General features: G+C 70.6%; 18 protein-coding genes. 9 read left to right on the top strand and 9 right to left on the bottom strand.

Features of this window, described 5'->3' with window-relative positions; genetic code table 11:
- Positions 1-6 precede the first annotated feature (6 nt).
- Positions 7-945, top strand: coding sequence for a Bug family tripartite tricarboxylate transporter substrate binding protein (locus AC1ROY_RS09815; protein ID WP_493148618.1), 939 nt, complete (start codon positions 7-9; stop codon positions 943-945).
- Here the strand turns inward: AC1ROY_RS09815 and AC1ROY_RS09810 are convergent, their stop codons facing one another.
- The 5 genes from AC1ROY_RS09810 to AC1ROY_RS09790 form a co-directional block, all read right to left on the bottom strand.
- Positions 946-2,445: a ComEC/Rec2 family competence protein gene (locus AC1ROY_RS09810; protein WP_493148617.1), complete on the bottom strand. Its 1,500-nt coding sequence runs from the start codon at positions 2,443-2,445 to the stop codon at positions 946-948. It lies immediately after the preceding gene.
- A gap of 11 nt (positions 2,446-2,456) precedes the next feature.
- Positions 2,457-6,032: a S8 family serine peptidase gene (locus tag AC1ROY_RS09805; RefSeq protein ID WP_493148616.1), complete on the bottom strand. Its 3,576-nt coding sequence runs from the start codon at positions 6,030-6,032 to the stop codon at positions 2,457-2,459.
- A 222-nt stretch (positions 6,033-6,254) separates the two neighbouring features.
- Positions 6,255-7,001 carry an enoyl-CoA hydratase gene (locus tag AC1ROY_RS09800; RefSeq protein ID WP_493148615.1) on the bottom strand — a complete coding sequence of 249 codons (747 nt, stop codon included), beginning with the start codon at positions 6,999-7,001 and terminating at the stop codon, positions 6,255-6,257.
- Positions 6,998-8,236 (bottom strand): flavin-dependent oxidoreductase, encoded by a 1,239-nt coding sequence (locus AC1ROY_RS09795; RefSeq protein ID WP_493148614.1) that lies wholly within the window; start codon positions 8,234-8,236, stop codon positions 6,998-7,000. The genes AC1ROY_RS09800 and AC1ROY_RS09795 overlap by 4 nt, the downstream gene beginning before the upstream one ends.
- Positions 8,233-10,548 (bottom strand): bifunctional salicylyl-CoA 5-hydroxylase/oxidoreductase, encoded by a 2,316-nt coding sequence (locus tag AC1ROY_RS09790; RefSeq protein ID WP_493148613.1) that lies wholly within the window; start codon positions 10,546-10,548, stop codon positions 8,233-8,235. Before AC1ROY_RS09790 ends, AC1ROY_RS09795 begins: the two co-directional genes overlap by 4 nt.
- A gap of 73 nt (positions 10,549-10,621) precedes the next feature.
- Between AC1ROY_RS09790 and AC1ROY_RS09785 the strand changes: the two genes are divergently transcribed.
- From AC1ROY_RS09785 to queC, 8 genes are read left to right on the top strand one after another with little or no spacing between them, the layout of a single operon-like run.
- Positions 10,622-11,350 (top strand): SDR family NAD(P)-dependent oxidoreductase, encoded by a 729-nt coding sequence (locus AC1ROY_RS09785; protein ID WP_493148612.1) that lies wholly within the window; start codon positions 10,622-10,624, stop codon positions 11,348-11,350.
- Entirely contained in the window at positions 11,350-11,832 is a 483-nt protein-coding gene (locus AC1ROY_RS09780; protein WP_493148611.1) for a MarR family winged helix-turn-helix transcriptional regulator, read from the top strand. Before AC1ROY_RS09785 ends, AC1ROY_RS09780 begins: the two co-directional genes overlap by 1 nt.
- Entirely contained in the window at positions 11,829-12,641 is an 813-nt protein-coding gene (locus tag AC1ROY_RS09775) for an enoyl-CoA hydratase family protein (protein ID WP_493148610.1), read from the top strand. Before AC1ROY_RS09780 ends, AC1ROY_RS09775 begins: the two co-directional genes overlap by 4 nt.
- Positions 12,641-13,786, top strand: a complete 1,146-nt coding sequence (locus AC1ROY_RS09770; protein WP_493148609.1) for an acyl-CoA dehydrogenase family protein — start codon at positions 12,641-12,643, stop codon at positions 13,784-13,786. The genes AC1ROY_RS09775 and AC1ROY_RS09770 overlap by 1 nt, the downstream gene beginning before the upstream one ends.
- A gap of 2 nt (positions 13,787-13,788) precedes the next feature.
- Positions 13,789-15,357 (top strand): AMP-binding protein, encoded by a 1,569-nt coding sequence (locus tag AC1ROY_RS09765; protein WP_493148608.1) that lies wholly within the window; start codon positions 13,789-13,791, stop codon positions 15,355-15,357.
- A 40-nt stretch (positions 15,358-15,397) separates the two neighbouring features.
- Positions 15,398-15,796: a RidA family protein gene (locus AC1ROY_RS09760; protein WP_493148607.1), complete on the top strand. Its 399-nt coding sequence runs from the start codon at positions 15,398-15,400 to the stop codon at positions 15,794-15,796.
- Positions 15,797-15,840: 44 nt separating this feature from the next.
- Complete coding sequence (gene queG / locus AC1ROY_RS09755) at positions 15,841-16,884, top strand: tRNA epoxyqueuosine(34) reductase QueG (protein ID WP_493149018.1); 1,044 nt, start codon at positions 15,841-15,843, stop codon at positions 16,882-16,884.
- Positions 16,881-17,564 carry a 7-cyano-7-deazaguanine synthase QueC gene (queC, locus tag AC1ROY_RS09750; RefSeq protein WP_493148606.1) on the top strand — a complete coding sequence of 228 codons (684 nt, stop codon included), beginning with the start codon at positions 16,881-16,883 and terminating at the stop codon, positions 17,562-17,564. The genes queG and queC overlap by 4 nt, the downstream gene beginning before the upstream one ends.
- Before the next feature lie 7 nt (positions 17,565-17,571).
- Here the strand turns inward: queC and AC1ROY_RS09745 are convergent, their stop codons facing one another.
- The 4 genes from AC1ROY_RS09745 to AC1ROY_RS09730 all read right to left on the bottom strand — a co-directional run bounded on the left by AC1ROY_RS09745 (position 17,572) and on the right by AC1ROY_RS09730 (position 22,373).
- On the bottom strand, positions 17,572-18,696 hold the full coding sequence (locus tag AC1ROY_RS09745) for a polysaccharide pyruvyl transferase family protein (RefSeq protein WP_493148605.1): 1,125 nt from the start codon (positions 18,694-18,696) through the stop codon (positions 17,572-17,574).
- Between the two features lie 107 nt (positions 18,697-18,803).
- The gene (locus tag AC1ROY_RS09740; protein WP_493148604.1) at positions 18,804-20,405 is read right to left on the bottom strand and encodes a thiamine pyrophosphate-binding protein; all 1,602 of its coding nucleotides are present in this window, start codon (positions 20,403-20,405) and stop codon (positions 18,804-18,806) included.
- A gap of 76 nt (positions 20,406-20,481) precedes the next feature.
- The gene (locus tag AC1ROY_RS09735) at positions 20,482-20,868 is read right to left on the bottom strand and encodes a hypothetical protein (RefSeq protein ID WP_493148603.1); all 387 of its coding nucleotides are present in this window, start codon (positions 20,866-20,868) and stop codon (positions 20,482-20,484) included.
- 26 nt (positions 20,869-20,894) lie between these two features.
- On the bottom strand, positions 20,895-22,373 hold the full coding sequence (locus tag AC1ROY_RS09730; RefSeq protein ID WP_493148602.1) for an N-acyl-D-amino-acid deacylase family protein: 1,479 nt from the start codon (positions 22,371-22,373) through the stop codon (positions 20,895-20,897).
- Positions 22,374-22,508: the final 135 nt, after the last annotated feature.

The following is a 22,508-nucleotide window of genomic DNA, read 5'->3' as shown; positions in this document are numbered from 1 at the left end:
AGAGCCTTGATCGGCGCGACCCCGGCGGCGCTCGCCGCGCCCGCCCTGGCGCAATCCAGCACGACGATCCGGCTGGTGGTCGCGAACTCGCCGGGCAGCGGGACCGACCAGGTCGGGCGGCTGGTGGCGCAGCAGATGCAGGCGCGCCTCGGCGTCAACGCGGTGGTGGTCGAGAACCGCAGCGGCGCCTCGGGCGTGATCGGCGCCGACCTCGTCGCCAAGGCGCGGCCGGACGGCAACACGCTGCTGCTGACGGCGGCGATCTTCGCCATCACGGCGACCAAGCCCGGGCTGCCCTACGACATCCGCCGCGATTTCGCGCCCGTCTCGCTCGTCGCCATGCTGCCGACGCTGCTGGTGGTGCGGCCCGATTTTCCCGCGCGCACCTTCCAGGAATTCGTCGCCTACGCCCGCGCCAATCCCGGCCGCGTCACCTACGGCTCGCTCGGCGCGGCCAGCACGCAGACGCTGGCGGGCGGGCTGATGAAGCTGCGCCTCGGCATCGACCTCTCCAACGTGCCCTATCGCGAGGCCGGGCCGCTGATGACCGAGCTGATGTCGGGCCAGGTGGACGCCTCCTTCAACAACATCGTCACCACGCTGGGCGCGGTGCAGTCCGGCCGGCTGCGGCCGCTCGCCGTGGCGCTGGACGAGCGCTGGCCCGCGCTGCCGGACGTTCCCACCTTCAGGGAGCTCGGCATGCCGGAGCTGCAGGCCTCGAGCTGGATCGGCATGCTCGCGCCGGCCGGGACGCCCGCGCCGCTGGTCGCGCGCTACGCCTCGGCCGTGCATGAATCGCTGGCGGTGCCGGAGGTGCGCAGCCGCATCATCGAGAGCGGCGGTCTGCCGGTGGGCAGCAGCCCGGAGGAGATGGGCCGCTTTCTCGGCTCGGAGATCGACACCTGGGGCGAGGTGGTGCGGCTGACGGGCGTGCGGCTGGACTGATCAGACCGCGATCTCGATCTCGAAACACAGGTCGTTCTCGCGCACGGCCTGCACGCCCGCGGCGGCCAGGGCGGCGGTCTTCCCGGCCAGCGCGGGTGCCGTGGCGCCGAGGTCGCTGCGCAGCAGGCAGTCGCCCGTGCGTTCCTGCAGCCGCCGCAGCAGGTTGAGCCAGGGCAGCGTCCCCCAGCCGACCTTGCCGGCCATCTCGGAGCTGGTCGGCACGAGGGCGAGGGCGAGCCGGTTCATGATCTCGAGCCCGCCCTCCATCAGCGTGGCATTGTGGCTGGCATGGTGCCCGACCTTGTAGATCACGGTCCGGCGCAGCAGGTCCGGCCCCGTCACCTGGCGGCCGGCGTAGTCCTTCCACTCCACGTCCTTCCAGGAGGACCAGTTGCCGATCTGCGCGTCGGCGGCGAAGAGGATGACGCGGTTGTCCTTCCCGTCCCTCGGGCCGATCTCCAGCGCCAGGACCAGGGAGGTGTTGTTCGTCATCCGGTCGATCGTGAGCGCGAGCGGGCCGGCGACGTCCAGCCAGTCCTCGGCGATCTGGCGCCAGTCGTGGCGGACCTCTTCCTGGGGATATTTCTCGCAGGCGGCCCCATCGCCCCAGTAGCGCTCGCGGAAGAAGCGCAGGTCGCGGGTGTCGCCGAGCTCGATGCTCGCGCTTTCCTTGAAGGGCAGGTCGTCCTCATGGCCGACGGCCGCGCTGAGATTGGCCGCGCCCATGGCGGCCGCGGCCAGGGGATAGGCCTCGCCGCTGCCGCGGGAGGGGTCGAGCTTCTCGAGCTGGTCACGGTTGCGCGGCGGGCCGAGAACGAAGATGCGCCAGGAATCGCTGACGGCATCGAAGGGCTCCTCGCCGGGCGTGTGGTAGTGGATGTCGTCCTCGGAGGCCACCAGCGCGCGCATCGCGTCGGCGGCCTGCTTCGCCTTGGGCCCGGTGCCCGGCCGGTCGCCGAAGAAGCCGAGGATGCCCTCCCAGCCCGGCGCCTTCCCGCTTCCCGTCTCGGCGAGGGCCTTACGGCCCATCGCGCCCCAGAGCGCGTTGACCGCCTCGTCGCGGTGCTTGGCGAGGGCGCGCGCGAAGGCGTCCGTCTGATCCTCCGTCCAGGCGCACCAGATCGCGTCGGCCTTGAGATCCTGGAAGAGGTCGCGGGCATGGAAGAAGCCGGAGAGATGGTCCCAGTGCAGATGCGTGCCGACGACGAGATCGATGTGGTCCTCCGTCTCCGCGCGGATGTCCTGGACGGCGCGGCGGATCCGGTCCTTCCCGCCGGTCTCCGCGGCGTGGATGCCGCAGTCGATGAGCATGCGGAAGGGCTTGCCGCCGGGGCGCGGCAGGCTGAGCAGGAAGCAGTCCCCCACACCCAGCCGGTACATGCGGATGCCGATCTTCTCCGGCACGGGGGCGGCCTTGGTGGCGACCGCGGCGGTCTTGCGCGCGCGCCTGCGGGGCGGCGCGGGGGAGCGGGCGGCGGCGGAAGCCGGCTTGCGGGCCATGACGCGTCTCCTCAGAGATGGGAATGGAGCAGGGCGAAGGGCTCGCCCTGCCCGGCGGCGCCGAAGTAGTTGGCGTGGGTGGCGCCGCCGTCGGACATGGCGAGGCGGTAGGTCTGCTGCGCGGCGACGCGCCTGGAGTGCCCGATGCGCTTCGAGACGACGTAGCAGGGCTCCCGCCGCGTCCGGTCCCAGATGATGGTGCAGCCGCCGCGATAGGCTTCGGTGCTGTCCTTCGGCTTCCAGCGCTGGGTGATCTCGATGACCACGGAGGAGACCACGTGCCCGTCCGGCCCCACGCGCCGGCCCGGGCGCACGGAATGCACCTCGATCCGCGAGGCGAGGCCGGGCAGGTCGTCGATCTCGGCGACCTCCCACTTCTGCCGGCCCGAGACGGGGTACAGGCCGAGGGCCCCGAGCAGCTCGTCACGGTTCGGCGCTTCCATCAGCACCCTCTGGAGATGCGCGGCATCGTCCCGGCAGCTCTGCCAGGCGTCGTACCGGTCGGCCTCCAGCCGCCAGCCGTTCGCCATGCCGTTCAGGGCCTCGGAGAGGTGCTCCATCCTCAACGCGGGCACCTTCCAGACCAGCGCGTCGGGCGACCAGGTGTCCACCCCCTCGGGCAGGATTCCGCGGCGGCGGAAGCCCTCGATGAGGGAGATGCGGTAGCCGTGCGGGTCGTCGAAGACGATGTCGCGGTCCGCCGTGATCATCGCGCGCAGGTACTCGCCGAAGGTCAGGTCCATCGGCGGGCAGTAGTCGAGCGCCCGGATGCAGATGTTGAGGAAGTTCGCCGCCACGCGGGCGGCCGTCTCCGCCAGCCGCGCCGCCAGGATGTCGGGGATCTCGCCGGGGGGCAGGATGCCCGTGCCCCCACTGGCCAGCCGGAAGAGGTCGGCCGTCCGCTCCTGGTAGACCTGCAGCCAGGCGTCGAAGACGGCCGCCACCAGGACCTCGCCCAGCGCATGCGGGCCGCGCTCGCGGGCCTTGAGGTAGTCGCCCTCGCCCGGCCGCCGCCCCAGCGCGTTGCGGAGCGCGCCATGGCCGCCGATCGCCTGGCCGAACTGCCGCGCCAGTGCGCCCATCATCTCGGCATTGCCGAGCTTGCCGCGCGTCCGCTTGATCTCGGCCTGCACGGCCGCCGGCATGGTGAAGTGCTGGAACAGCGCGACGATGTCCGCGAAGGCCTCGTGGAAGGCCAGGACGTCGGGGTTGGTCGGCTCCTTCCAGCGCGGATGCAGGCCATCCAGCAGCGCGTGCGTCGTCTCGTGGGCGACGATGTCGTGCGACAGGCAGCTGAACACCATGCCCCCCGGCAGCACCTCCCCCGAGCCGCTCGAGACGGCCCGGAAATAGCCGAAGAGCAAGGCGCCCTTGTTGGGGCTGTAATAGGCATTGGCGTCGCGCAACGCGTGCGGATAGATGCGCAGCCGCCGGACGAAGCGCCGCTCGAATTCCCTCTTCTTCTCGTCGTTCTCCCTGACGGTCACGCGATCGGCCCAGAAGGGCGCGCGGCCGAGCGCCACCCGGAAGTGCCGGATGGTCTTCATCGCGACCGCGTAGCACATCTGCTGGTGGAACTGCGGCGAGCCCTCGCTCGGCGCCAGCCCGTCCTGCGCCAGGACCTCCGGCCGGTTGAGGTCGACCGGCGGATAGGCCCGGCCGCTGGCGGGGTCGATGTCGACCACGTCGAGATACTCGCCGACCGGGCCCGGCTTGAGCTCGCCTTCCCAGTCGAGCTCGATGGTGGCGGTGGCGATCCGCCGCGTCTCGAGCCGGCTTGCCAGGGTGGGGTCGAAGGCGAAGACCCGCAGCCGACGCGCGGTGGGCGGGGCCACCTCCGGCATCTCGTCGGCGGGCCGCTGGCCGGGCTGCGCCACGGCGGCCTTGGCGGGCGGATCGCCAGCCGCCGCGCCGGGCTTCGTCGCATCCCCGGGCGGGAGCCCTCCCCCGCCCCCGCCGGGCGCGACCTGCGTCACGCCCAGCCCGCGATGGATGAACCTCTTCAGCACGTCGGAGCAGTCCGGCTCCTCGGCGAGGGCGCGCAGCACGGCGCGGCGCGCGGCATTGGGCAGGGCGGGGTCTTCGAGCTCCAGCCCGGCCAGCGCCGCCCGCACGGCCTCCGAGCGCTGCGAGAGCTGCAGCGCCTCCAGTTCCAGCATGCGGCCCGAGCGGGCGGAGGCCACGCCCAGGCCGGTCAGCAGCCGCAGCAGGGCGAAATCGGCATCGTCCTCCGGCGTCTTCCGAAGGGAGGACAGCGTGGGGAAATGGTTGAGCGCCTCGCGGGCGCGCAGCAGCCCGCGGCCGAAATAGGTGTCCGGCGGCCCGTCTCCGGGCAGGCCTGCGGCCAGAAAGAGCGCCGCCCGGACCGCCTCCACGCGCTGCCAGCCCGGCAGGCCCGCGAGCTGGTTCCGATGCTTCTCCACCCAGATGGCGGCGGCGGCGGCGATCTGGGGCGTGGCGGCGGAGGTGCCGCCGCCGTTCTGGTCGACGATGCCGGGGCAGCCGAAGCGCGCCCAGGGCGTGTTGGGCGTCCATGCCGCAAGCGCCGTCCGCATCTTGCTCGGCGGCCCGTAGCAGCCCGCCATCAGCAGCGGGTTCCCGAAATCCGCGTAGGGCTTGCCGTCCGCCATGACGCCGCAGGCGGCGAGCACCCGGTCGAAGCGCGCGGGGAAGACGACGCTGCGCACGGGCGCGCCGCCGAAGTTGTTGCCCGCCGCCGTCACCATGACCACGCCCGCCTCGTAGAGCGCGTTGACCGCGTCCGCCCAGGCGGCGGAGGCGAGGCCGCCCATGCTCATGCTCAGCACGTCGCAGCGGGTGTCCTCGCGGCCCGCCAGGCGGTGGACATAGTCGAAGGCCGCGGCGATGGAGCTGTTGCTGAACAGCGTCACCCAGTTGGCGACGCGCAGCGGCACCACCTCGAAGCCCCGGGCGCCCCCATAGCCCTCGCCGGCGAGGAGGCCGAGCGTCCCGGTTCCGTGGCCGAAGAAGGAGACGAGCCCGCCATTGTCCTGGTCCACGGCGCCGTCCTGAGGCTGCCCGTCGGGGCCCGGATCGGCGAAGTTCCGGGCGAGCTCGGTCCTGAGGCGGTTGGGCCTGGTGCCATGGCCGGGGTCATAGCCGGTGTCGAGATGGGCGATGCGGGTGACGGGCTTCTTGCTGCCCAGCGCGGCGCGGGCGGAGGCCAGGCCGGAGAAGCCGTCCAGCGCGAACCAGTTGTCCTTCGGGCCCCGAGGGTAGTCGGTCCTCTGCTCCTCGCGCGCGGCGCAGCCCTCCGGCCGCGCGGCGGCCGCCGTGCCCTGCCCGATCCAGGCCTGCTCGAGATCGGGCTCGGCGAAGGCCACGCCGTCCCCAGGGCCGATGCCGAGGCCCTCCCGCAGCAAATCGTGGCTTGCGTCCCAGGGCTTCCTGCCCCCGTCGATCTCCTCGGACAGGAGCCAGCTCTGCGCTCCGCCTGCCAGGCCGAGGCCTCGGGGCCGCGACGCGTCGATGCTCGGCATCAGCGGCCGGAGACGGATCTCGGAGCGGGCGCCCAGGCCGAGGCGCAATCCACGCGCCTCCGGATGGGCCTTGACGAGGAGACGCATGGCCGGATCCTCCAATCCTTGGGGAGGATCGTACGGGCCGCTGTGCCCGACGCTTCCTTTCCTCGACCAGGATACGTCCCTACCGTCAAATCACCGTTATTTGACCCTGCGCCGAATTCTCATGTCTCTGCTCTATTCGCGTGGCAGAGGTCAGACTGACGGCGTCAGAGGAAAGTAAATATCGGGAAACGCAAATTTCGGACCGGAGGCAGAGATGGCCTCTCAGCGCCGGCGCGAGAGGAAGTGGCCCATCATCTCGTTGGGCTCCTTCGTCTCGAAGGACTTCGCGAAGGCGGTGATCCCGGCGGCGATGGCCTGGCTCATGGGCAGGTCCTCCCATTCCCGGATCAGCGCCTTCTGGTTGGCGATGGCGATGGGGCCGGCCTCGCGGATGAGGTCCACCCATTCGTCGACGGCGGCGTCCAGCGCCTCCATCGGCACGACGCGCTCGAGAAAGCCCCAGCGCTCGGCCTCCTCGGCGTCGATGGTCTCGGCGAGCAGCAGCAGGCGGCGCGTCCTGCCCCAACCGATCAGCCCCGGCAGCAACGCCGCCTCGACCACGGAGGGGATGCCGACGCGCACCTCCGGCATGCCGAATTTTCCCGCCGTCGCGGCGATGCGCAGGTCGCAGGCCGCCGCGATCTCCAGCCCCGCGCCGAGGCACCAGCCCTGGATGCGCGCGATGACCGGCACACGGCACGCGCGGATGGCGGCGCAGGCGCCGTGCACGCGGCGGATGAAGGCCTCGCCGCCGGCGGGCGTGGTGACGGCGCCCATCTCCTTGATGTCGGCGCCGCCGATGAAGGCGCGGTCGCCCTCGCCGGTCAGCACGACGGCGCGGATGTCGTCCTCGACATGGAAGGCCTGCGCGAGCGCCTCCAGCAGCGGCGAGCCCAGCGTGTTCAGCTTGGCGTGATTGGCGACGGTGACATGCCGGACGTCGCCCCGGCGTTCGATCTGGATTCTCATCGCGCGAAACCTGCCATCTGCGCGTAGCCGCGGGCAATGGCGGCCAGCTCGTCGATGGCGATCACGTCCTCCAGCTTGTCGAAGCCGTCCGGCGCGCGCTCGCTGACCACGTCCACCACGCGCTCAGGCCCGCCGCGGCGGTTGGTCAGCACCAGCTCGCGCGTGGCGGGCAGGCGCGCGGCCTCATAGGCCGCGAGCGCGTCCTCGACGGGCTTTTCGGCCAGAAGCGCCGCCAGCGCGCGCGCATCCAGGATGGCCTGCGATGCCCCGTTGGAGCCGACCGGATACATGGGGTGCGCGGCGTCGCCGAGCAGCGTCACGCGGCCCTGCGTCCAGAAGGGCAGCGGGTCGCGATCGCACATGGGATATTCCCAGAATTCCGGCGTCGCGCGCACGAGCGCCTCGACGTCGAGCCAGGGCACGCGGAAGCGCTGCACATGGGGCAGCACATCCTCCAGCGTGCCGGGGCGCGACCAGTCCTCGCGCCGCGGCGGCGGCTTTTCCGGATCGCCGATCTGCGCGCAGACGACCCAGTTGGTGAGGCGCGTGCCCGCCGTGGCACCCGCGCCGATCGGGTAGAGGACCAGCTTTTCCTTCATGTCGCCGGCGACGACCATGGTGTCGCCGCCCTCATAAGCCGGCCAGTCGGTGGCCCCGCGCCACATCTGGATGCCGTTCCAGCGGATCCCGCCATCATCAGGGTGCAGCTTTCCGCGCAGCACGGAATGGATGCCGTCCGCCCCGATCAGCGCCGAGCCTCGGATACTGGAACCATCGGAAAAATTCGCGGTCACGCTGCCGCCGCTTTGCGCGTAGCCCACCAGCCGCATGCCGGAGACGAGCTGCTTGCCCAGCCGCTCCTGCGCCGCCTGCCAGAGCACGCCGTGCAGCCGCCCGCGATGGATGGAGAATTGCGGCGTGTCGTGCCCCGCGTAGAGGCCGCGCATCTCGGTCCAGATCCGGCTGCCGAAGCGGTTGAGGTAGCGCAGCTCGCGCGTGCGGATGCCCACCTTGTCCAGCGCCGGCAGGAGGCCGAGCGCGGCCAGCTCGCGGATCGCGTGCGGCAGCGTGTTGATGCCGACGCCGAGCTGCTTCACCTCCTTCGCGGCCTCCAGGACCAGGCAGGGGATGCCGCGCTCGTGCAGCGAGAGGGCGAGCGTCAGCCCCCCGATGCCGCCGCCGGCGATGAGGACGGGGGGCGGAGGCGCCTTGTGGCGCCGGCGCGCGCCGCTCATTCGGCCGCGCGCTTCAGAGGCGCTGGCGCGTGACTCGCCGGTTTGGCCTTGCGGCGCAGCTCCATCAGATCCTCCCGCGCGCGCTTCGTGTTGCGGAACAGCGCGTCCTTGCCTGGGCCATACTGCACGGGCGTGTTCACGCCGCGCACGCCGTATTCTGCGGCGGCATGGAGCGTGAAGGAAGGGTCCGTCAGATGCGGGCGCGCCAGCGCCACCAGATCGCCGCGGCCGGCGGCGATGATGGTGTTCACCTGGTCGGCTGTGGTGATGGAGCCCACGCACATCACGGCGACGCCGGCCTCGTTGCGCAGCATGTCGGCCCAGGGGAGCTGGAACATGCGGCCATAGACGGGCTCGGCGTCGTGCACGGTCTGGCCGGTGGAGACGTCGATGAGATCGGCGCCCGCCGCGTGGAAGGCGCGGGCGATGGCGAGGGTGTCCTCGTCGCTGATGCCGCCATCGGCCCAGTCGGTGGCGGAGATGCGGACGGACATGGGGCGATCCCCGGGCCAGGCTTCGCGCATCGCGCGAAAGACTTCGAGCGGGAAGCGCAGGCGGTTCTCCGCGGGGCCGCCGTACTCGTCCTCGCGGTGATTGGTGAGCGGAGACAGAAAACTCGCCAGCAGATAGCCATGGGCGCAGTGCAGCTCCAGCATGTCGAAACCGGCCGCGATGCCGCGCCGGGCCGCCGCGACGAATTCGGCCTTCACGCGGTCCATATCGGCGCGGTCGATCGCGCGCGGAACCTGACTGTGCGGATAGTAGGGAATGGCGCTGGCCGAGATGATCGGCCAGGCGCCGGACTCCAGCGGCTGGTCCATGCCCTCCCACATGAGCTTCGTCGCGCCCTTGCGGCCGGCATGGCCGAGCTGGAGGCACATCTTCGCCCCATGTGCATGCGCGAGGGAGACGATCCGCGTCCAGGCCGCCTGCTGCGCGTCGTTCCACATCCCCGCGCAGCCCGGGGTGATGCGCGCATCGGGCGCCGGGCAGGTCATCTCGGTGAAGAGGAGGCCGGCGCCGCCCATCGCGCGGGCGCCGTAATGCACGAGATGGAAATCGCCGGGCACGCCCTCCTCCGCCGAGTACATGCACATGGGCGAGACAACGACGCGGTTGGGCAGCGCCATGCCGCGCAGCCGGAAGGGCTGGAACATCGGTGGCTTCTCCGGGTCTCCGCCCGGCGTCTCCGCCGCGACCACCTCCTGGACTTCCCGCACGAACTCCGGAGCGCGAAGCAGCAGGTTGTCCCAGGTGATGGCCTTGCTGCGCGTCATCACGCCGAAGGCGAAACGCGCGGGCGAAAAGTCCCAGAAGCGGTGCACATGCTCGAACCAGACCAGCGAGACGTCGGCCGCGTGCTGGGTCTTCTCCACCTCCTCGCGCCGGCCGGTCTCGAAGCGGTGCAGGCAGGTGGCGACGTCGCCGCCGGCCAGAAAGGCGCCGTGCAGCGCGATCGAATCTTCCATGGCGAGCTTGGTGCCGGAGCCGATGGAGAAATGCGCGCTGGCCTTGGCATCGCCGAGCAGGACGAGGTTGCCCTTCACCCAGCGATCGCAGCGGATCATCGGAAACTGCCGCCAGTGGCTTCGGTTCGTGATGAGGCGATGACCCTGCAGCGCCTCGGCGAAGACACCCTCCAGATAGTGCGCGCTCTGCGCCTCATCCATGCGGCCGAGGCCGGCGCGGGCAAAGGTCTCGGGATCCGTCTCCAGCACCCAGGTGCTGGCGCCCGCCTCGTACTGATAGGCATGCGCGATGAAGATGCCCTCGGGCCGCTCCTCGAAGAAGAAGTTGAAGGCGTCGAGCGGCCGCGTGCTGCCCATCCAGGCGAAGCGGTTCGGCCGGAGATCGACCTCCGGCCGGAAATGCTCCGCATGCGCGGTGCGGATGGGGCTGTTCACGCCATCCGCCGCGACGATCAGGTCGGCCTCCGGAAAATCCTCCGGCTTCGCGTCCCGGCCGAATTCCAGGACCACGCCGAGCTGCCGCGCGCGGCTCTGCAGCAGCGTGAGCAGCGTCCGCCGCGAGCAGCCGCAGAAGCCGTTGCCCCCGATGCGATGCGTGGCGCCGCGCGCATGGATCTCGATATCGTCCCAATAGGCGAAGCTCTCCGCAATCGCGCGATAGGAGGGCCCGTCGGCCTCGCGGAACGCGTCCAGCGTCGCATCGGAAAACACCACGCCGAAGCCGAAGGTATCGTCCGCCTGGTTGCGCTCCACCACCGTGACGTCGTCCGAAGGGCGGTCACGCTTCATCAGGATCGCGAAGTAGAGCCCGGCGGGGCCGCCGCCGATGACCGCGATGCGCATGGCCGTCTCCATCGTTCTGCCCCTCCAAATTACGCTTGAAGGAAGGTGGCCCGCAATGCTTTAAGCTTAAAATATGCACTCCCTCGTAGGACAGCGGGCCCTGGTGAGCGGCGGCGGGACCGGCATCGGCCTGGCCTGCGCGCGGGCACTCACGCAAGCCGGCGCGGAGGTGACGGTGCTGGGCCGACGCGAGGCGCCGCTGCGGGCTGCGGTCGAGTCCGGCGCGGCCAGCTCGATCCTGGTCGGCGACGCTTGCGCGCCGCCGCCGTTGTCGGGATTTTCGCTCCTCATCAACGCGGCCGGCTCGGCCGCCAGCATGCCCTTCCTCCGGACCACCGACGCGGATTTCCGCGCGGCGCTGGAGGCGAATCTGATGAGCGCCGTCGCCCTTTCGCGGGCTGTGCTGCCGGGTATGCTGCAGCTCGGCTTCGGGCGCATCGTGAACATCGCCTCCACGGCCTCGCTCAAGGGCTATGCCTATGTCGTCCCCTATGTGGCGGCGAAGCACGCGCTGCTCGGCTTCACCCGCGCGCTGGCGCTGGAGGTCGCGTCCAGGGGCGTGACCGTCAACGCCATCTGCCCGGGCTTCACCGAGACGCCGCTGCTGGCGGAGAGCATCGCGCGCATCGCGGCGAAGACCGGCCGCGACGAGGACGCCGCGCGCGCCGAACTTGCGAAAAGCAACCCGCAGGGCCGCCTGCTGCTGCCGGAGGAGATCGCGGGCCTCGCCGCCTATCTCTGCACCGATGCCGCACGCGGCATCCATGGCGCGGCGCTGCCGGTGAGTGGGGGTGAGATCTGATGGACGCCGAGACAGCCCTCGCCGATTCCGCGCCCGGCCACAAGGATTCGCTGCGGCTCTGGCTCCGCCTGCTCACCTGCGCGAACCTCATCGAGGCCGAGATCCGCAAGCGCCTGCGCGTGGAGTTCGGCACCACCCTGCCCCGCTTCGATCTCCTCGCCGCGCTGGACCGCAACGGCGAAGGAATGACGCTCGGCGACGTCTCGCGTCGCATGATGGTGAGCAACGGCAACGTCACCGGCCTCGCCACGCGGCTGGAGGCGGAGGGGCTCGTGGAGCGCCGCCTCGACGCCGGCGACCGCCGCGCCTTCCGGCTGCGGCTGACGGCGCGCGGCGCGCGCGAATTCGCCCGGCAATCCGCCGCGCATGAGGGCTGGATCGCGGAGCTGCTGGGCAGCCTCGCCGAGGCCGAGCGCGCGCAGCTGCATCGCCTGCTGGGACGGGCGAAAACCTCCATCCGCGACAGGCTCGACACGGAATGATCCCCCTCGCCGACTATGCCGCGCAGCATCTGCGCCTCGAGGCCGCGGGCGGCGTGGTGACGCTGACCCTCGACCGTCCCGAACGGAAGAACCCGCTGACCTTCGAGAGCTACGAGGAGATGTCCGCCATCTTCCGCGCAGCCGCGAAGGACGATGCTGTCAGGGCCTTCATCGTCACCGGCGCCGGCGGCAACTTCTGCTCCGGCGGCGACGTGCACGAGATCATCGGGCCGCTGCTGGAGCGCGACACCAAGGGCCTGATGCGCTTTACCGCCATGACCGGTGAGCTGGTGAAGGCCATGCGCGCCTGCCCGCAGCCCATCGTCGCTGCCGTGGATGGCATCGCGGCCGGCGCCGGCGCCATCATCGCCATGGCGAGCGACATCCGCCTCGCCACGCCGCGGGCGCGCGCCTCCTTCCTGTTCAACCGCGTCGGCCTCGCCGGCTGCGACATGGGCGCCTGCGCCATCCTGCCGCGCCTGATCGGCCAGGGGCGCGCCAGCGAACTGCTCTTCACCGGCCGCCCGCTCCGCGCGGAAGAGGGCGAGCGCTGGGGCTTCTTCAACCGCATCGTCGCCGAGGAGGCGCTGATGACGGAAGCCCACGCGCTGGCCGAGGAGATCGCCGCCGGCCCCGGCTTCGCGCATGGCATGACCAAGCGGATGCTCGCCATGGAATGGGCCATGGGCGTGGAGCAGGCCATCGAGGCCGAGGCCGTGGCCCAGGCGCTCTGCATGACCACCCAGGATTTCCGCCGCGCCTATCAAGCCTTCGCGGCGAAGCAGACGCCCATCTTCAAGGGCGACTGATGGCGGACCGGTCCTTCCTCGACTGGCCCTTCTTCGAGGCACGGCACCGCGCCTTCGCCGAGGAGGTCGAGACCTGGGCCGCCGCGAACGCCGAACGCCCGACCGACCATCGCGACGCCGACGGCAGCACGCGCGCCCTGGCCCGCGCGATGGGCGAGGCCGGGCTGCTCCGCATCGCCGTGCCGGAGGATGGCGTGCTGGACGTCCGCAGCCTCTGCCTCGCGCGGGAGATCCTGGCGCGGCATTCGGGCCTCGCGGATTTCGCCTTCGCGATGCAGGGGCTGGGGACCGGCGCGATCACCCTCTTCGGCAGCGAGGCGCTGAAGCGGCAGGTGCTGCCCGGCGTGCGCGCCGGCACCACCCTCGCCGCCTTCGCGCTGTCGGAACCGGAGGCTGGCAGTGACGTCGCAGCCTTGACCACGACGGCGACGCGCGATGGAAACGCCCACTGGCGCATCTCCGGCGAAAAGACCTGGATCAGCAATGGCGGCATCGCCGGCAGCTATCTCGTCTTCGCTCGCAGCGGGGAGGCGCCCGGCGCGCGCGGCCTGACTGCCTTCTGGATGCCGGGCGAGGCCGCGACCATCGCCGAGCGCATCGAGGTCTCCGCCCCGCATCCCCTCGCCCGCCTGCGCTTCGAGGATGTGCGCGTCCCTGACGCTCACCGCGTCGGCGCACCCGGCGACGGCTTCAAGGTCGCCATGGCAACCCTCGACGTCTTCCGCGCCACCGTCGGCGCGGCGGCGCTGGGCTTCGCGCGCCGTGGCCTCGATCTGCTGCTGCAGCGTGCGACATCGAGAAAGCTCTTCGGCGCCGCGCTCTTCGATCAGCAGATGACCCAGGCCGCCATCGCCGACGCCGCCGTCGACGTCGATGCCGCCGCGCTCCTCGTCTATCGCGCCGCCTGGCTGAAGGACCAGGGAACGCCCCGCGTCTCGCGCGAGGCCAGCATGGCCAAGCTGCACGCCACCGAGGCCGCCGGCCGCGTCGCCGATGCCTGCGCGCAGCTGCATGGCGGGCTCGGCGTCGTCAGCGGCTCCGCCCCCGAGCTGCTGACGCGCGAGGTCCGCGCCCTCCGCGTCTACGAGGGCGCCTCGGAGATCCAGCGCGTGATCATCGCGCGCGCCGAGCGGGAGAGGATGTGAGCATGGACAGCTTCGCGCGCGACAACCTCCCGCCATCGGGAGAATGGCCTGACTTTCTGCCCATCCCCTACCCCGCGCGCCTCAACTGCGCGACGGAATTGCTGGACGCCAACCTCGCCACCCGCGCTGACCACCTTGCCATCGTCACGCCCGCCGAGGCGCTGACCTACGCCCAGCTCGCCGAGCGCGTGAACCGCATCGCCAACGTGCTGGTGGGCGAGCTCGGCCTCATCCCTGGCAACCGGGTGCTGCTGCGCTCGGCGAACAATGCCTGGATGGTCGCCGCCTATTTCGCCGTGCTGAAGGCGGGCGGCGTGGTCGTCGCCACCATGCCGCTGCTGCGGGCGCGCGAGATCAGCCAGATCTGCATCAAGGCGCGCATCACCCACGCGCTCTGCGACTTCAGGCTCGCCGAGGACATGCGCAAGGCGGAAGCGCCGGACCTGCGGCACCTGGTCCTCTGGGGCGACGGCGACCTCGAATCCCGCTGCGCCGCCGCCAGCCCCGACTTCGCCGCCTTCGATTCCGCGGCCGACGACACCTGCCTGATCGGCTTCACCTCCGGCACCACCGGCGAGCCCAAGGGCACGATGCACTTCCATCGCGACATGCTCGCGATCTGCGACGCCTATTCCGCACGCGTGCTGAAGCCCGACGCCGACGATCGCTTCATCGGCTCGCCGCCGCTGGCCTTCACCTTCGGCCTCGGAGGCCTCGTGCTCTTCCCCTTCCGCGTCGGCGCCACCGCCATCCTGCTGGAGCGCGCGAGCCCGGAGGAGCTGCTGCCCGCCATCGCGAAATACCGCGCCACCATCTGCTTCACTGCACCCACGGCTTATCGCGCGATGGCCGCGCATGCCGCGGGCTTCGACATCTCCTCGCTGCGCAAATGCGTCTCCGCCGGCGAGACCCTGCCCAAGCCGATCTTCGACCTCTGGCTGGAGAAGACCGGCATCAAGCTGATGGACGGCATCGGCGCCACCGAGATGCTGCACATCTTCATCGGCGCGCCCGAGGAGCTGGTCCGCCCCGGCAGCACCGGCCTCGTCGTCCCCGGCTACGAGGCGCGCGTGGTGGACCCGGACGGCCACGAGGTCCCGCGCGGCACGCCCGGCCGCCTCGCCGTTCGCGGGCCGACGGGCTGCCGCTACCTCGCCGATCCACGCCAGCGGACATACGTCGAGAAGGGCTGGAACATCACCGGCGACACCTACGTCCAGGATGCCGACGGCTACTTCTGGTACCAGGCCCGCAGCGACGACATGATCGTCTCCTCCGGCTACAACATCGCCGGGCCCGAGGTGGAGGTCGCGCTGCTGCTGCATCCGGCCGTGCGCGAATGCGGCGTCGTCGGCACGGCGGATCCGGCGCGCGGCCAGGTCGTCACCGCCTTCGTCGTGCTGGAGCAGGGCCACACGCCCGACGAATCCACGGCCAAGGCCCTGCAGGACCATGTGAAGGCCGAGATCGCGCCCTACAAATATCCGCGCAAGGTCGTCTTCGTGCCGGAACTGCCGAAGACCGGCTCGGGCAAGCTGCAGCGCTTCGCCCTCCGGCAGGGCACGCCATGACCCTTGCGCACCGCGCCGCCTCCTGCGAAAGCCTCGCCCCATGAGCCTCACCGCGCTGCAACCCAAGGGCTGGCCCGCCCCCAAGGGCTACGCCAACGGCCTGATGGGCGAGGGCCGCCTCGTCGTCGTCGGCGGCCAGATCGGCTGGGACGCCACCGGCCGCTTCGCCGAGGGCTTCGTGCCGCAGGTCCGGCAGGCGCTGCAGAACATCCTCGCCGTGCTGGCCGAGGCCGGCGGCAGGCCGGAGGACATCGCGCGCCTCACCTGGTTCGTGACCGATATCGGCGAGTATCGCGCGAGCCTGGCCGAGCTCGGCCCCGCCTATCGCGCCGTGATGGGCCGCCACTTCCCGGCGATGACGCTGGTGCAGGTGGGCGCGCTGGTGGAGGAGGAGGCGAAGGTCGAGATCGAGGCCACGGCCATCCTTCCGAAGGGGTGAGGCCCGTGGCGCCCGATGACTGGAGCGCCGGAAGGCGCGGAGGTCTGAATCGGTCGCCGGATCAAGCCGCCGAAGCCATCCGCGCCGAGGCCCTGGCGCAAGGCTTCGACGTGGCCCGCTTCACCCAGGCCCTGCTCCCGGACTCCGCCCGCGCGCATCTCGACGCCTTTCTCGACACCGGCGCGCATGGCGCCATGGGCTGGCTCGAAGGCCGCCGCGACCAGCGCGCCCAGCCGCGCCGCCTCTGGCCCGAGGCCGTCAGCGTCGTCGCCCTCGGGCTGAACTACGGCCCCTCCTATGATCCCCTCGCCAGCCTCGCGGAAAAAAGCCGCGCCACCATCAGCGCCTATGCCCAGGGCCGCGACTATCACGACCTCGTGAAGAAGCGCCTCAAGGCGCTCGGCCAGTGGATGGTGCGGCACTTCAAGGGCAGCGAGCTGAAGGTCTTCGTCGACACCGCCCCTGTGATGGAGAAGCCGCTCGCCGCGCAGGCCGGGCTCGGCTGGCAGGGCAAGCACACGAACCTCGTCAGCCGCACGCACGGCTCCTGGCTCTTCCTCGGCGAGATCTACACCACGCTCGATCTGACGCCCGACGCCGGTGAGACCGACCATTGCGGCAATTGCCGCGCCTGCCTCGACGCCTGCCCCACCTCGGCCTTCCCCACGCCCTACCGGCTCGATGCGCGGCGCTGCATCTCCTACCTCACCATCGAGCATCACGGCCCCATCCCGCACGAGTTCCGCGAGGCCATGGGCAATCGGATCTACGGCTGCGACGACTGCCTGGCCGTCTGCCCCTGGAACAAGTTCGCCCGCGAAGCCGCGGAGATGCAGCTGGCGCCGCGCGACGAGATCGCGCCGCCCCTGGCGATGCTCGCCACGCTGGACGACGCCGCCTTCCGCGCGCGCTATTCCGGCTCCCCCATCAAGCGCATCGGCCGCAACCGCTTCACCCGCAACGTGCTGAACGCCATCGGCAACAGCGGCGACGCCACCCTCCTGCCCACCGCGCGCGCGCTGTGCGAGGATGCGGACCCCGTCGTCGCCGAGGCCGCGCGATGGGCCGTGGAAAGGCTGCAGGCATGACGAACGGCGCCCTCGTCCTTCTCTCCGGCGGGCAGGACAGCGCCACCTGCCTCGCCTGGGCGCTCGACCGCTTCGATCACGTGGAGACGCTCGGCTTCGACTACCGCCAGCGCCACGCCGTCGAGCTCACCTGCCGCGATGCGCTGCGCGCCGGCATGGCCTCGAACAAGCTGGGGATGGACCACACGATCGACCTCGGCGTGCTCGGCCAGATCAGCGAGACCGCGCTCACCCGCGAGACCGAGATCGCGCTGCGCGAGGATGGGCTGCCCAACACCTTCATCCCCGGCCGCAACCTGATCTTCCTCACCTTCGCCGCCGCGCTCGCCTATCGCCGCGGGCTGAAGCACATCGTCGGCGGCATGTGCGAGACGGACTACTCGGGCTATCCCGACTGCCGCGACGACACGATCAAGGCGCTGCAGGCCGCCATCAACCTCGGCATGAACACGCGGCTGGTGCTGCACACGCCGCTCATGTGGCTCGACAAGGCCGAGACCTGGCGGCTGGCGGAATCGCTGGGCGGGAAGACGCTCGTGGAGCTCATCCGGGTCGAAAGCCACTCCTGCTACAAGGGCGAGCGCGGCACGCTCCACCCCTGGGGCTATGGCTGCGGTGCCTGCCCCGCCTGCGACCTGCGCGCCGCGGGATGGAAGGCCTATACGCGGCGGGCGGATTGAGAGGAGCTCAGCCCGGCGTCTCTTCCAACAGGCTCTTGAAGCCGTTCTCCGAATAGAACTCCTTCAGCTCCTTGAAAATCCTGGCTATTCGCGAGTTCGTGTCGTCCCAGTCATGCCTGGCCATGGCTTCGGCAGGGTCGGTCCACGGCTCCGTCACGTCCTGGCTCGGCAGCCCGTAGAGATCGTTGAATTCCTTCAGGCGCGAATCATAGGTGAAGTAATAGCAGGGCTTCCCCTGCAGAAGCGCGATCATGTTTCCGTGGAACCGGAAGCCGATCATGGCATCCACGTCGCGCACCCTGCCCAGCCATTCCTCGATGTTTCTCAGGCTGACCATCCGGGCCATCAGATCCTCGGGAGAGAAAACGCGGTCCGCGCCGATGCGCGCGATGATCTCCTGCGCGGCGGCGCGGCGCTCCTCGAAGCCCAGGCCGCGATCCGCGGCGTCGTGCTCGACGAGATTGCCCTGCTCGAAGATCGGAACGGCGGCCGAGTTCGCCATGGCCCAGGCGATCGCCTGGCCGTGCTTCTCCAGCGCCGCTTCGGGCGCGTGGCAGAAGATGTTGTCCGTGAGGGCGGAATGGATGGAGACGCCGATCGTCCGCTGCGGCAGCCGAAGCATCTCCGGAACGTGGATCGACGGGCATCGCAGATTGTAGAACAGCGAGGGGCATCCCGTGACGCGGATGTTCTTTCCGCCCAGCCGCTCGACGATATCCGCCGTGAACGCGCCGCGGACGGAGATGCTCCTGGATTTCTCGTTCAGCCTGGCGATGAAATCCCGCGCTCCCCGGTGATTGTCCAGGAAATGCGGGTCGAGGGTCGGGTTCTGCGCGCCAAGCCCGACGATCGCGACGGGTGCCTTGATGCTGTCCATCGTGATGTTCGCGCCGGTGAAGTCGAAGTCCCGGTGCAGGTAGGTCGAGCCGCGTATGATGGCATGATCCACCGGCGCCTTCAGGGTGCTCCGGAAGATGAGCCTGACGCCCTTGGCCGCGTCCAGCTGCCGCACGATCGCGGCACAGACGAGCATGTCGCCGTAATTGGTGCTCCACAAGGACGCGCGAATATTCGGCCAGGTGGTGATGCTGCCCCTGGCGGAGTGATTGAAGTGCACAAGGGCGATCGCCATGAACTGTATCCCGTATCGACTTTCAGAGCATGAAAGCCGGGTTGTGATTCACGCAGGCGCCGGAAGCTTCCCGGAGATGAGATCTCCGTCTCCCCAACCGCGGCCCCTCAGGGCAGCACCGCCTGCATCGAGGTCTTCACCAGCAGCGCCGCCGGGCCCGGCCTGCGGATGGCCTCCTGCATCGCGGGGAAGTCGTCGCGCGTGTTCACCCGCGTGACCGGCAGGCCGAAGGCCTGGGCCCAGTGGGAAAAATCGGGATTGGCGAACATGGTGCCGCTGACGCGCCCGGGATGCTGCCGCTCCTGGTGGATGCGGATGGAGGCGTAGCCCAGGTTCTCCGAGAGCAGCAGCTTGATGGGCAGGTTGCGCTCCACCGCCACGGCGAGCTCGCCGCCGGTCATGAGGATGCCGCCGTCTCCCACCCCGCAGACCACCGTCCGGCCGGGGCAGCGCAGCGTGGCGGCGACGGCCGACGGCACGCCGAAGCCCATGGCGCCGGAGATCGGCACGAGCAGCCGCTGGCCGGGCGCGTAGGACACCTTGCGGTAGAAGGGCGCGCCGAAGGTGCCGGCATCCAGCGTGATGATCCCGTCATCCGGCAGAGCCGCGCCGACGGCCTGGGCAACCTCGGCGAAGGGCAACCCATCAGGCCAGTCGCGCGGCTTCACCTGGCAATCGGCGACGTGCAGCGCGCGCAGCTTCTCCGCCCAGGCCTTGCGGCCGGGTGGGACGTTCGAGGCCGGCATGGCCGCGATGAAGGCGAGCGCGTCGGCCGCGATGGCGATCTCGGCCGGGAAGAGCCAGTTCAGGAATTTCGGGTCAGGGCAGAGGTGGATCAGCCTCTGGCCCGGCGCCGGCCAGGAATAGCCCTGGGTGGTGATGTCGGTCAGCCGCGTGCCCAGCGCCAGGATCAGGTCGGCCGAGGCGAAGGCCTCGCGCTGCGCGTCCGGGTTCCGCAGCCCCATGTCGCCGGCATAGAGCGGCGAGTGGTTGTCGAAGAGGTCCTGCCGGCGGAAGGACACCGCGACGGGCAGGTGCCAGGCCTCGGCGAAGCGGGCCAGCGCGGCGCGGCCCTCGGGGCTCTCGAAGCCATGGCCGGCAAGCAGGATGGGCCGCTCCGCCTCGGCCAGCGCGGCCGCGATTCGCGCGACGTCCGAAGGCGCGATCGCGGCGGGCGTGGCCAGGCTGTATTGCGGCGCCACGGCCGCGCATTCCATGTCCAGCACGTCCTCGGGCAGCGAGAGCACCACCGGGCCGGGCACGCCCTGCATCGCCATGGCATAGGCGCGGGCGATGAGCTCGGGCACCTGCTCAGGGCGCGTCGCCTCGCCCACGAACTTGCAGAAGCGGCCAAACATGTGGCCGTAGTCGATCTCCTGGAAGGCATCGCGGCGCAGGTCGCGCGCCTCGACCTGACCGATCAGCAGGATGAGCGGAATGGCGTCCTGCTCGGCCGTGTGCAGCGCGATGGCGGCGTTGCAGGCGCCGGGCCCGCGACTGACCAGGAAGACGCCGGGCCGCCCCGTGAGCTTGGCGTCCGCGATGGCCGCGAAGCCCGCGCCGCCCTCGTGCCGGTTGACCACGAGGTCGATGGGCGCGTCGTGCAGCGCCTCCAGCAGGGCGATGTAGCTTTCGCCGGGGACGCAGAAGGCGCGGTCGATTCCCTGGGCGGCGAGAAAATCCACCAGGCGTTGGGCGGCTGTCGGCAAGGCTGTTCCCCGGATCGTTTGGTTCGCCCTGGTGTAGCCGCGCCAACCGCATCGGCAAACCCGGCCCGCAAAGCTTTCAGCGATGCGTTTCGGTGATGCGCGCGGTGGTCTCGGCGACGAGGCCGCGCTCGACGCGGATCGTCGCCTCGATGGTGATCATCTGGCGGTTGTCGCCGGGCCGGCGCATCACGCAGGTCCATTCGCCGGTGTTGGTCGCCGGTGCGGCGCAGCTCAGCCCGAGCGCGCCGAGATGCTGGATGGCCGGCCCCGGGTCCTGCCCCTCGGGCGAGAGCTGGTCGATGTCGCGCTTCAGCAGGACCGCGCCCTGCCGCTGGCCCTGGCGGAGGTAGAGCTCGATCTGCGTGCGCCCGCGATGGTTGGGCCAGATGGTCGCGACGATCGCGACGGCGAAGGCGATCATGAGGAAGAGGAACAGGGCCCGCCGCTTGGTGCCGGGCTGCATCCGATCCGAGACCTGCGGATCGGCCCTCACTTGGGCTTGAGCCGGGGATTGCCGAGGAAGCGGCCGGGCGCCGCCGTGCCGGGCTCGGAGCCCTCGGTGTAGGTGGTCACGCCGTTGCACCAGACCCGCTCGATGCCGTCGGAGACGAGGTCCGGCTCGGACCAGGTCGCGTTGTCCTTGACGCGGGCGGGGTCGAAGAGGACGAGGTCGGCGAAGTTGCCGGGGCGGATGGTGCCCCGATCGGGCAGGCCGAAGATGGAGGCGGTGCGGCCGGTCATCTTGTGGACGGCCGTCTCCAGGCTGAAGAGCTTCACGTCGCGCACATACATGCCGAGCACCCGGGGAAAGGTGCCCCAGAGGCGCGGATGCGGCTTGGCGTCATGCGGGATGCCGTCGCTGCCGATCATCGAGCGCGGATGCGCCATGATGCGGCGGACGTCGGCCTCGTCCATCTGGAAGGTGATGGCGCCGGCGGGCAGCAGCTTGTCGGCGGCGGCCCGGCGCGTCATGCCCCATTCCTGCGCGATGGCGTCGAGGTTGCGGCCCGCCATCTCCGGGAAGGGCACGGACCAGGTGATCTGCACCTGCACGTCCTGCCGCAGCTTGTCGGGCATCAGCACGGTGGAGCCGGCGGGATAGGGATAGACGTCGAAGGCCACCGGCTGGTCCTGGGCCATGGCGTCCATCAGCGCCAGGGTCTCGCGCGAGCGGCCGAAGTTCTCGCTCATGCTGCACTTGTGGTGGCTGATGCAGAGGTCGAGCGCGCCGGTCTCGCCGCCGGCCTCGCGGGTGGTGCGCAGGGTCTCGCGGATGCTGTCGAGCACGTGGTCCGCCTCGTCGCGCATGTGGGTGGCGTACATGCCGCCCACCTCGGCCACGACCTCGGCGATGGCGATGACCTCCTCGGTCGTCGCCTGGGCATTGGGCGGGTAGTAGAGGCCGGTGGAGAAGCCGCAGGCGCCCTGCTGCAGGGATTCGCGCAGGCGGTCCTGCATCTTCACGATCTCGTGGTCCTTGGCGGCCCGGTAGACGTCGCCGTCCATGGCCTCCACGCGCAGCGACATGTTGCCGCAGAAGGCGAAGGTGTTCACCGCGGTCGGGCGCTTCCTCAGCGCCTCGGCATATTCGCCGAAGCTGCCCATGGTGAACCAGCTCTCGTCGCCCAGCAGGTCCAGCGGCGGCGGCGGGCGCTTCGTCATGCGGACGGGCGCCAGGCTGACGCCGCAATTGCCGACGACGACGGTGGTGACGCCCTGGCTGGTCTTGCAATGCACGCATTCCGGCCCGCAGGTCACGAGACGGTCGTCATGGGTGTGGGCGTCGATGAAGCCGGGGGCCAGGGCACGGCCCTTGGCCAGGAGCTCCTCGGCGCCCGCCATGCTGCCGAGGTCGCCCACCGCCACGATCCGGTCGCCCTCCACGGCCACGTCGCCACGGAAGCGGGGCGCGCCCGTGCCGTCGAACACGGTGGCATCGCGGATGACGAGGTCGCAGCGCAGGGTCATGGGTCTCTCCTCAAGGGCCGGGGATGATGCCTGAGGCCGGTCAGGTGCGCCATCGGGCGGCCGATTACCACCCTGGATTGCATGCCGTGCCCGGCATGACGTATCCGTGAGGACAAGGAAACCCGAGGAGGAAAT

It is taken from the genome of Roseococcus sp. GW821-FHT12F05 (genome assembly GCF_058806835.1).
This window is presented reverse-complemented; position numbering and strand designations above follow the sequence as displayed.

Coding starts and splice junctions, on each gene's coding strand:
- AC1ROY_RS09810 (WP_493148617.1), bottom strand. CDS start 2,445: ATGGCCCGCAAGCCGGCTTCCGCCGCCGCCCGCTCCCCCGCGCCGCCC.
- AC1ROY_RS09805 (WP_493148616.1), bottom strand. CDS start 6,032: ATGCGTCTCCTCGTCAAGGCCCATCCGGAGGCGCGTGGATTGCGCCTC.
- AC1ROY_RS09800 (WP_493148615.1), bottom strand. CDS start 7,001: ATGAGAATCCAGATCGAACGCCGGGGCGACGTCCGGCATGTCACCGTC.
- AC1ROY_RS09795 (WP_493148614.1), bottom strand. CDS start 8,236: ATGAGCGGCGCGCGCCGGCGCCACAAGGCGCCTCCGCCCCCCGTCCTC.
- AC1ROY_RS09790 (WP_493148613.1), bottom strand. CDS start 10,548: ATGCGCATCGCGGTCATCGGCGGCGGCCCCGCCGGGCTCTACTTCGCG.
- AC1ROY_RS09785 (WP_493148612.1), top strand. CDS start 10,622: ATGCACTCCCTCGTAGGACAGCGGGCCCTGGTGAGCGGCGGCGGGACC.
- AC1ROY_RS09780 (WP_493148611.1), top strand. CDS start 11,350: ATGGACGCCGAGACAGCCCTCGCCGATTCCGCGCCCGGCCACAAGGAT.
- AC1ROY_RS09775 (WP_493148610.1), top strand. CDS start 11,829: ATGATCCCCCTCGCCGACTATGCCGCGCAGCATCTGCGCCTCGAGGCC.
- AC1ROY_RS09770 (WP_493148609.1), top strand. CDS start 12,641: ATGGCGGACCGGTCCTTCCTCGACTGGCCCTTCTTCGAGGCACGGCAC.
- AC1ROY_RS09765 (WP_493148608.1), top strand. CDS start 13,789: ATGGACAGCTTCGCGCGCGACAACCTCCCGCCATCGGGAGAATGGCCT.
- AC1ROY_RS09760 (WP_493148607.1), top strand. CDS start 15,398: ATGAGCCTCACCGCGCTGCAACCCAAGGGCTGGCCCGCCCCCAAGGGC.
- queC (WP_493148606.1), top strand. CDS start 16,881: ATGACGAACGGCGCCCTCGTCCTTCTCTCCGGCGGGCAGGACAGCGCC.
- AC1ROY_RS09745 (WP_493148605.1), bottom strand. CDS start 18,696: ATGGCGATCGCCCTTGTGCACTTCAATCACTCCGCCAGGGGCAGCATC.
- AC1ROY_RS09735 (WP_493148603.1), bottom strand. CDS start 20,868: ATGCAGCCCGGCACCAAGCGGCGGGCCCTGTTCCTCTTCCTCATGATC.
- AC1ROY_RS09730 (WP_493148602.1), bottom strand. CDS start 22,373: ATGACCCTGCGCTGCGACCTCGTCATCCGCGATGCCACCGTGTTCGAC.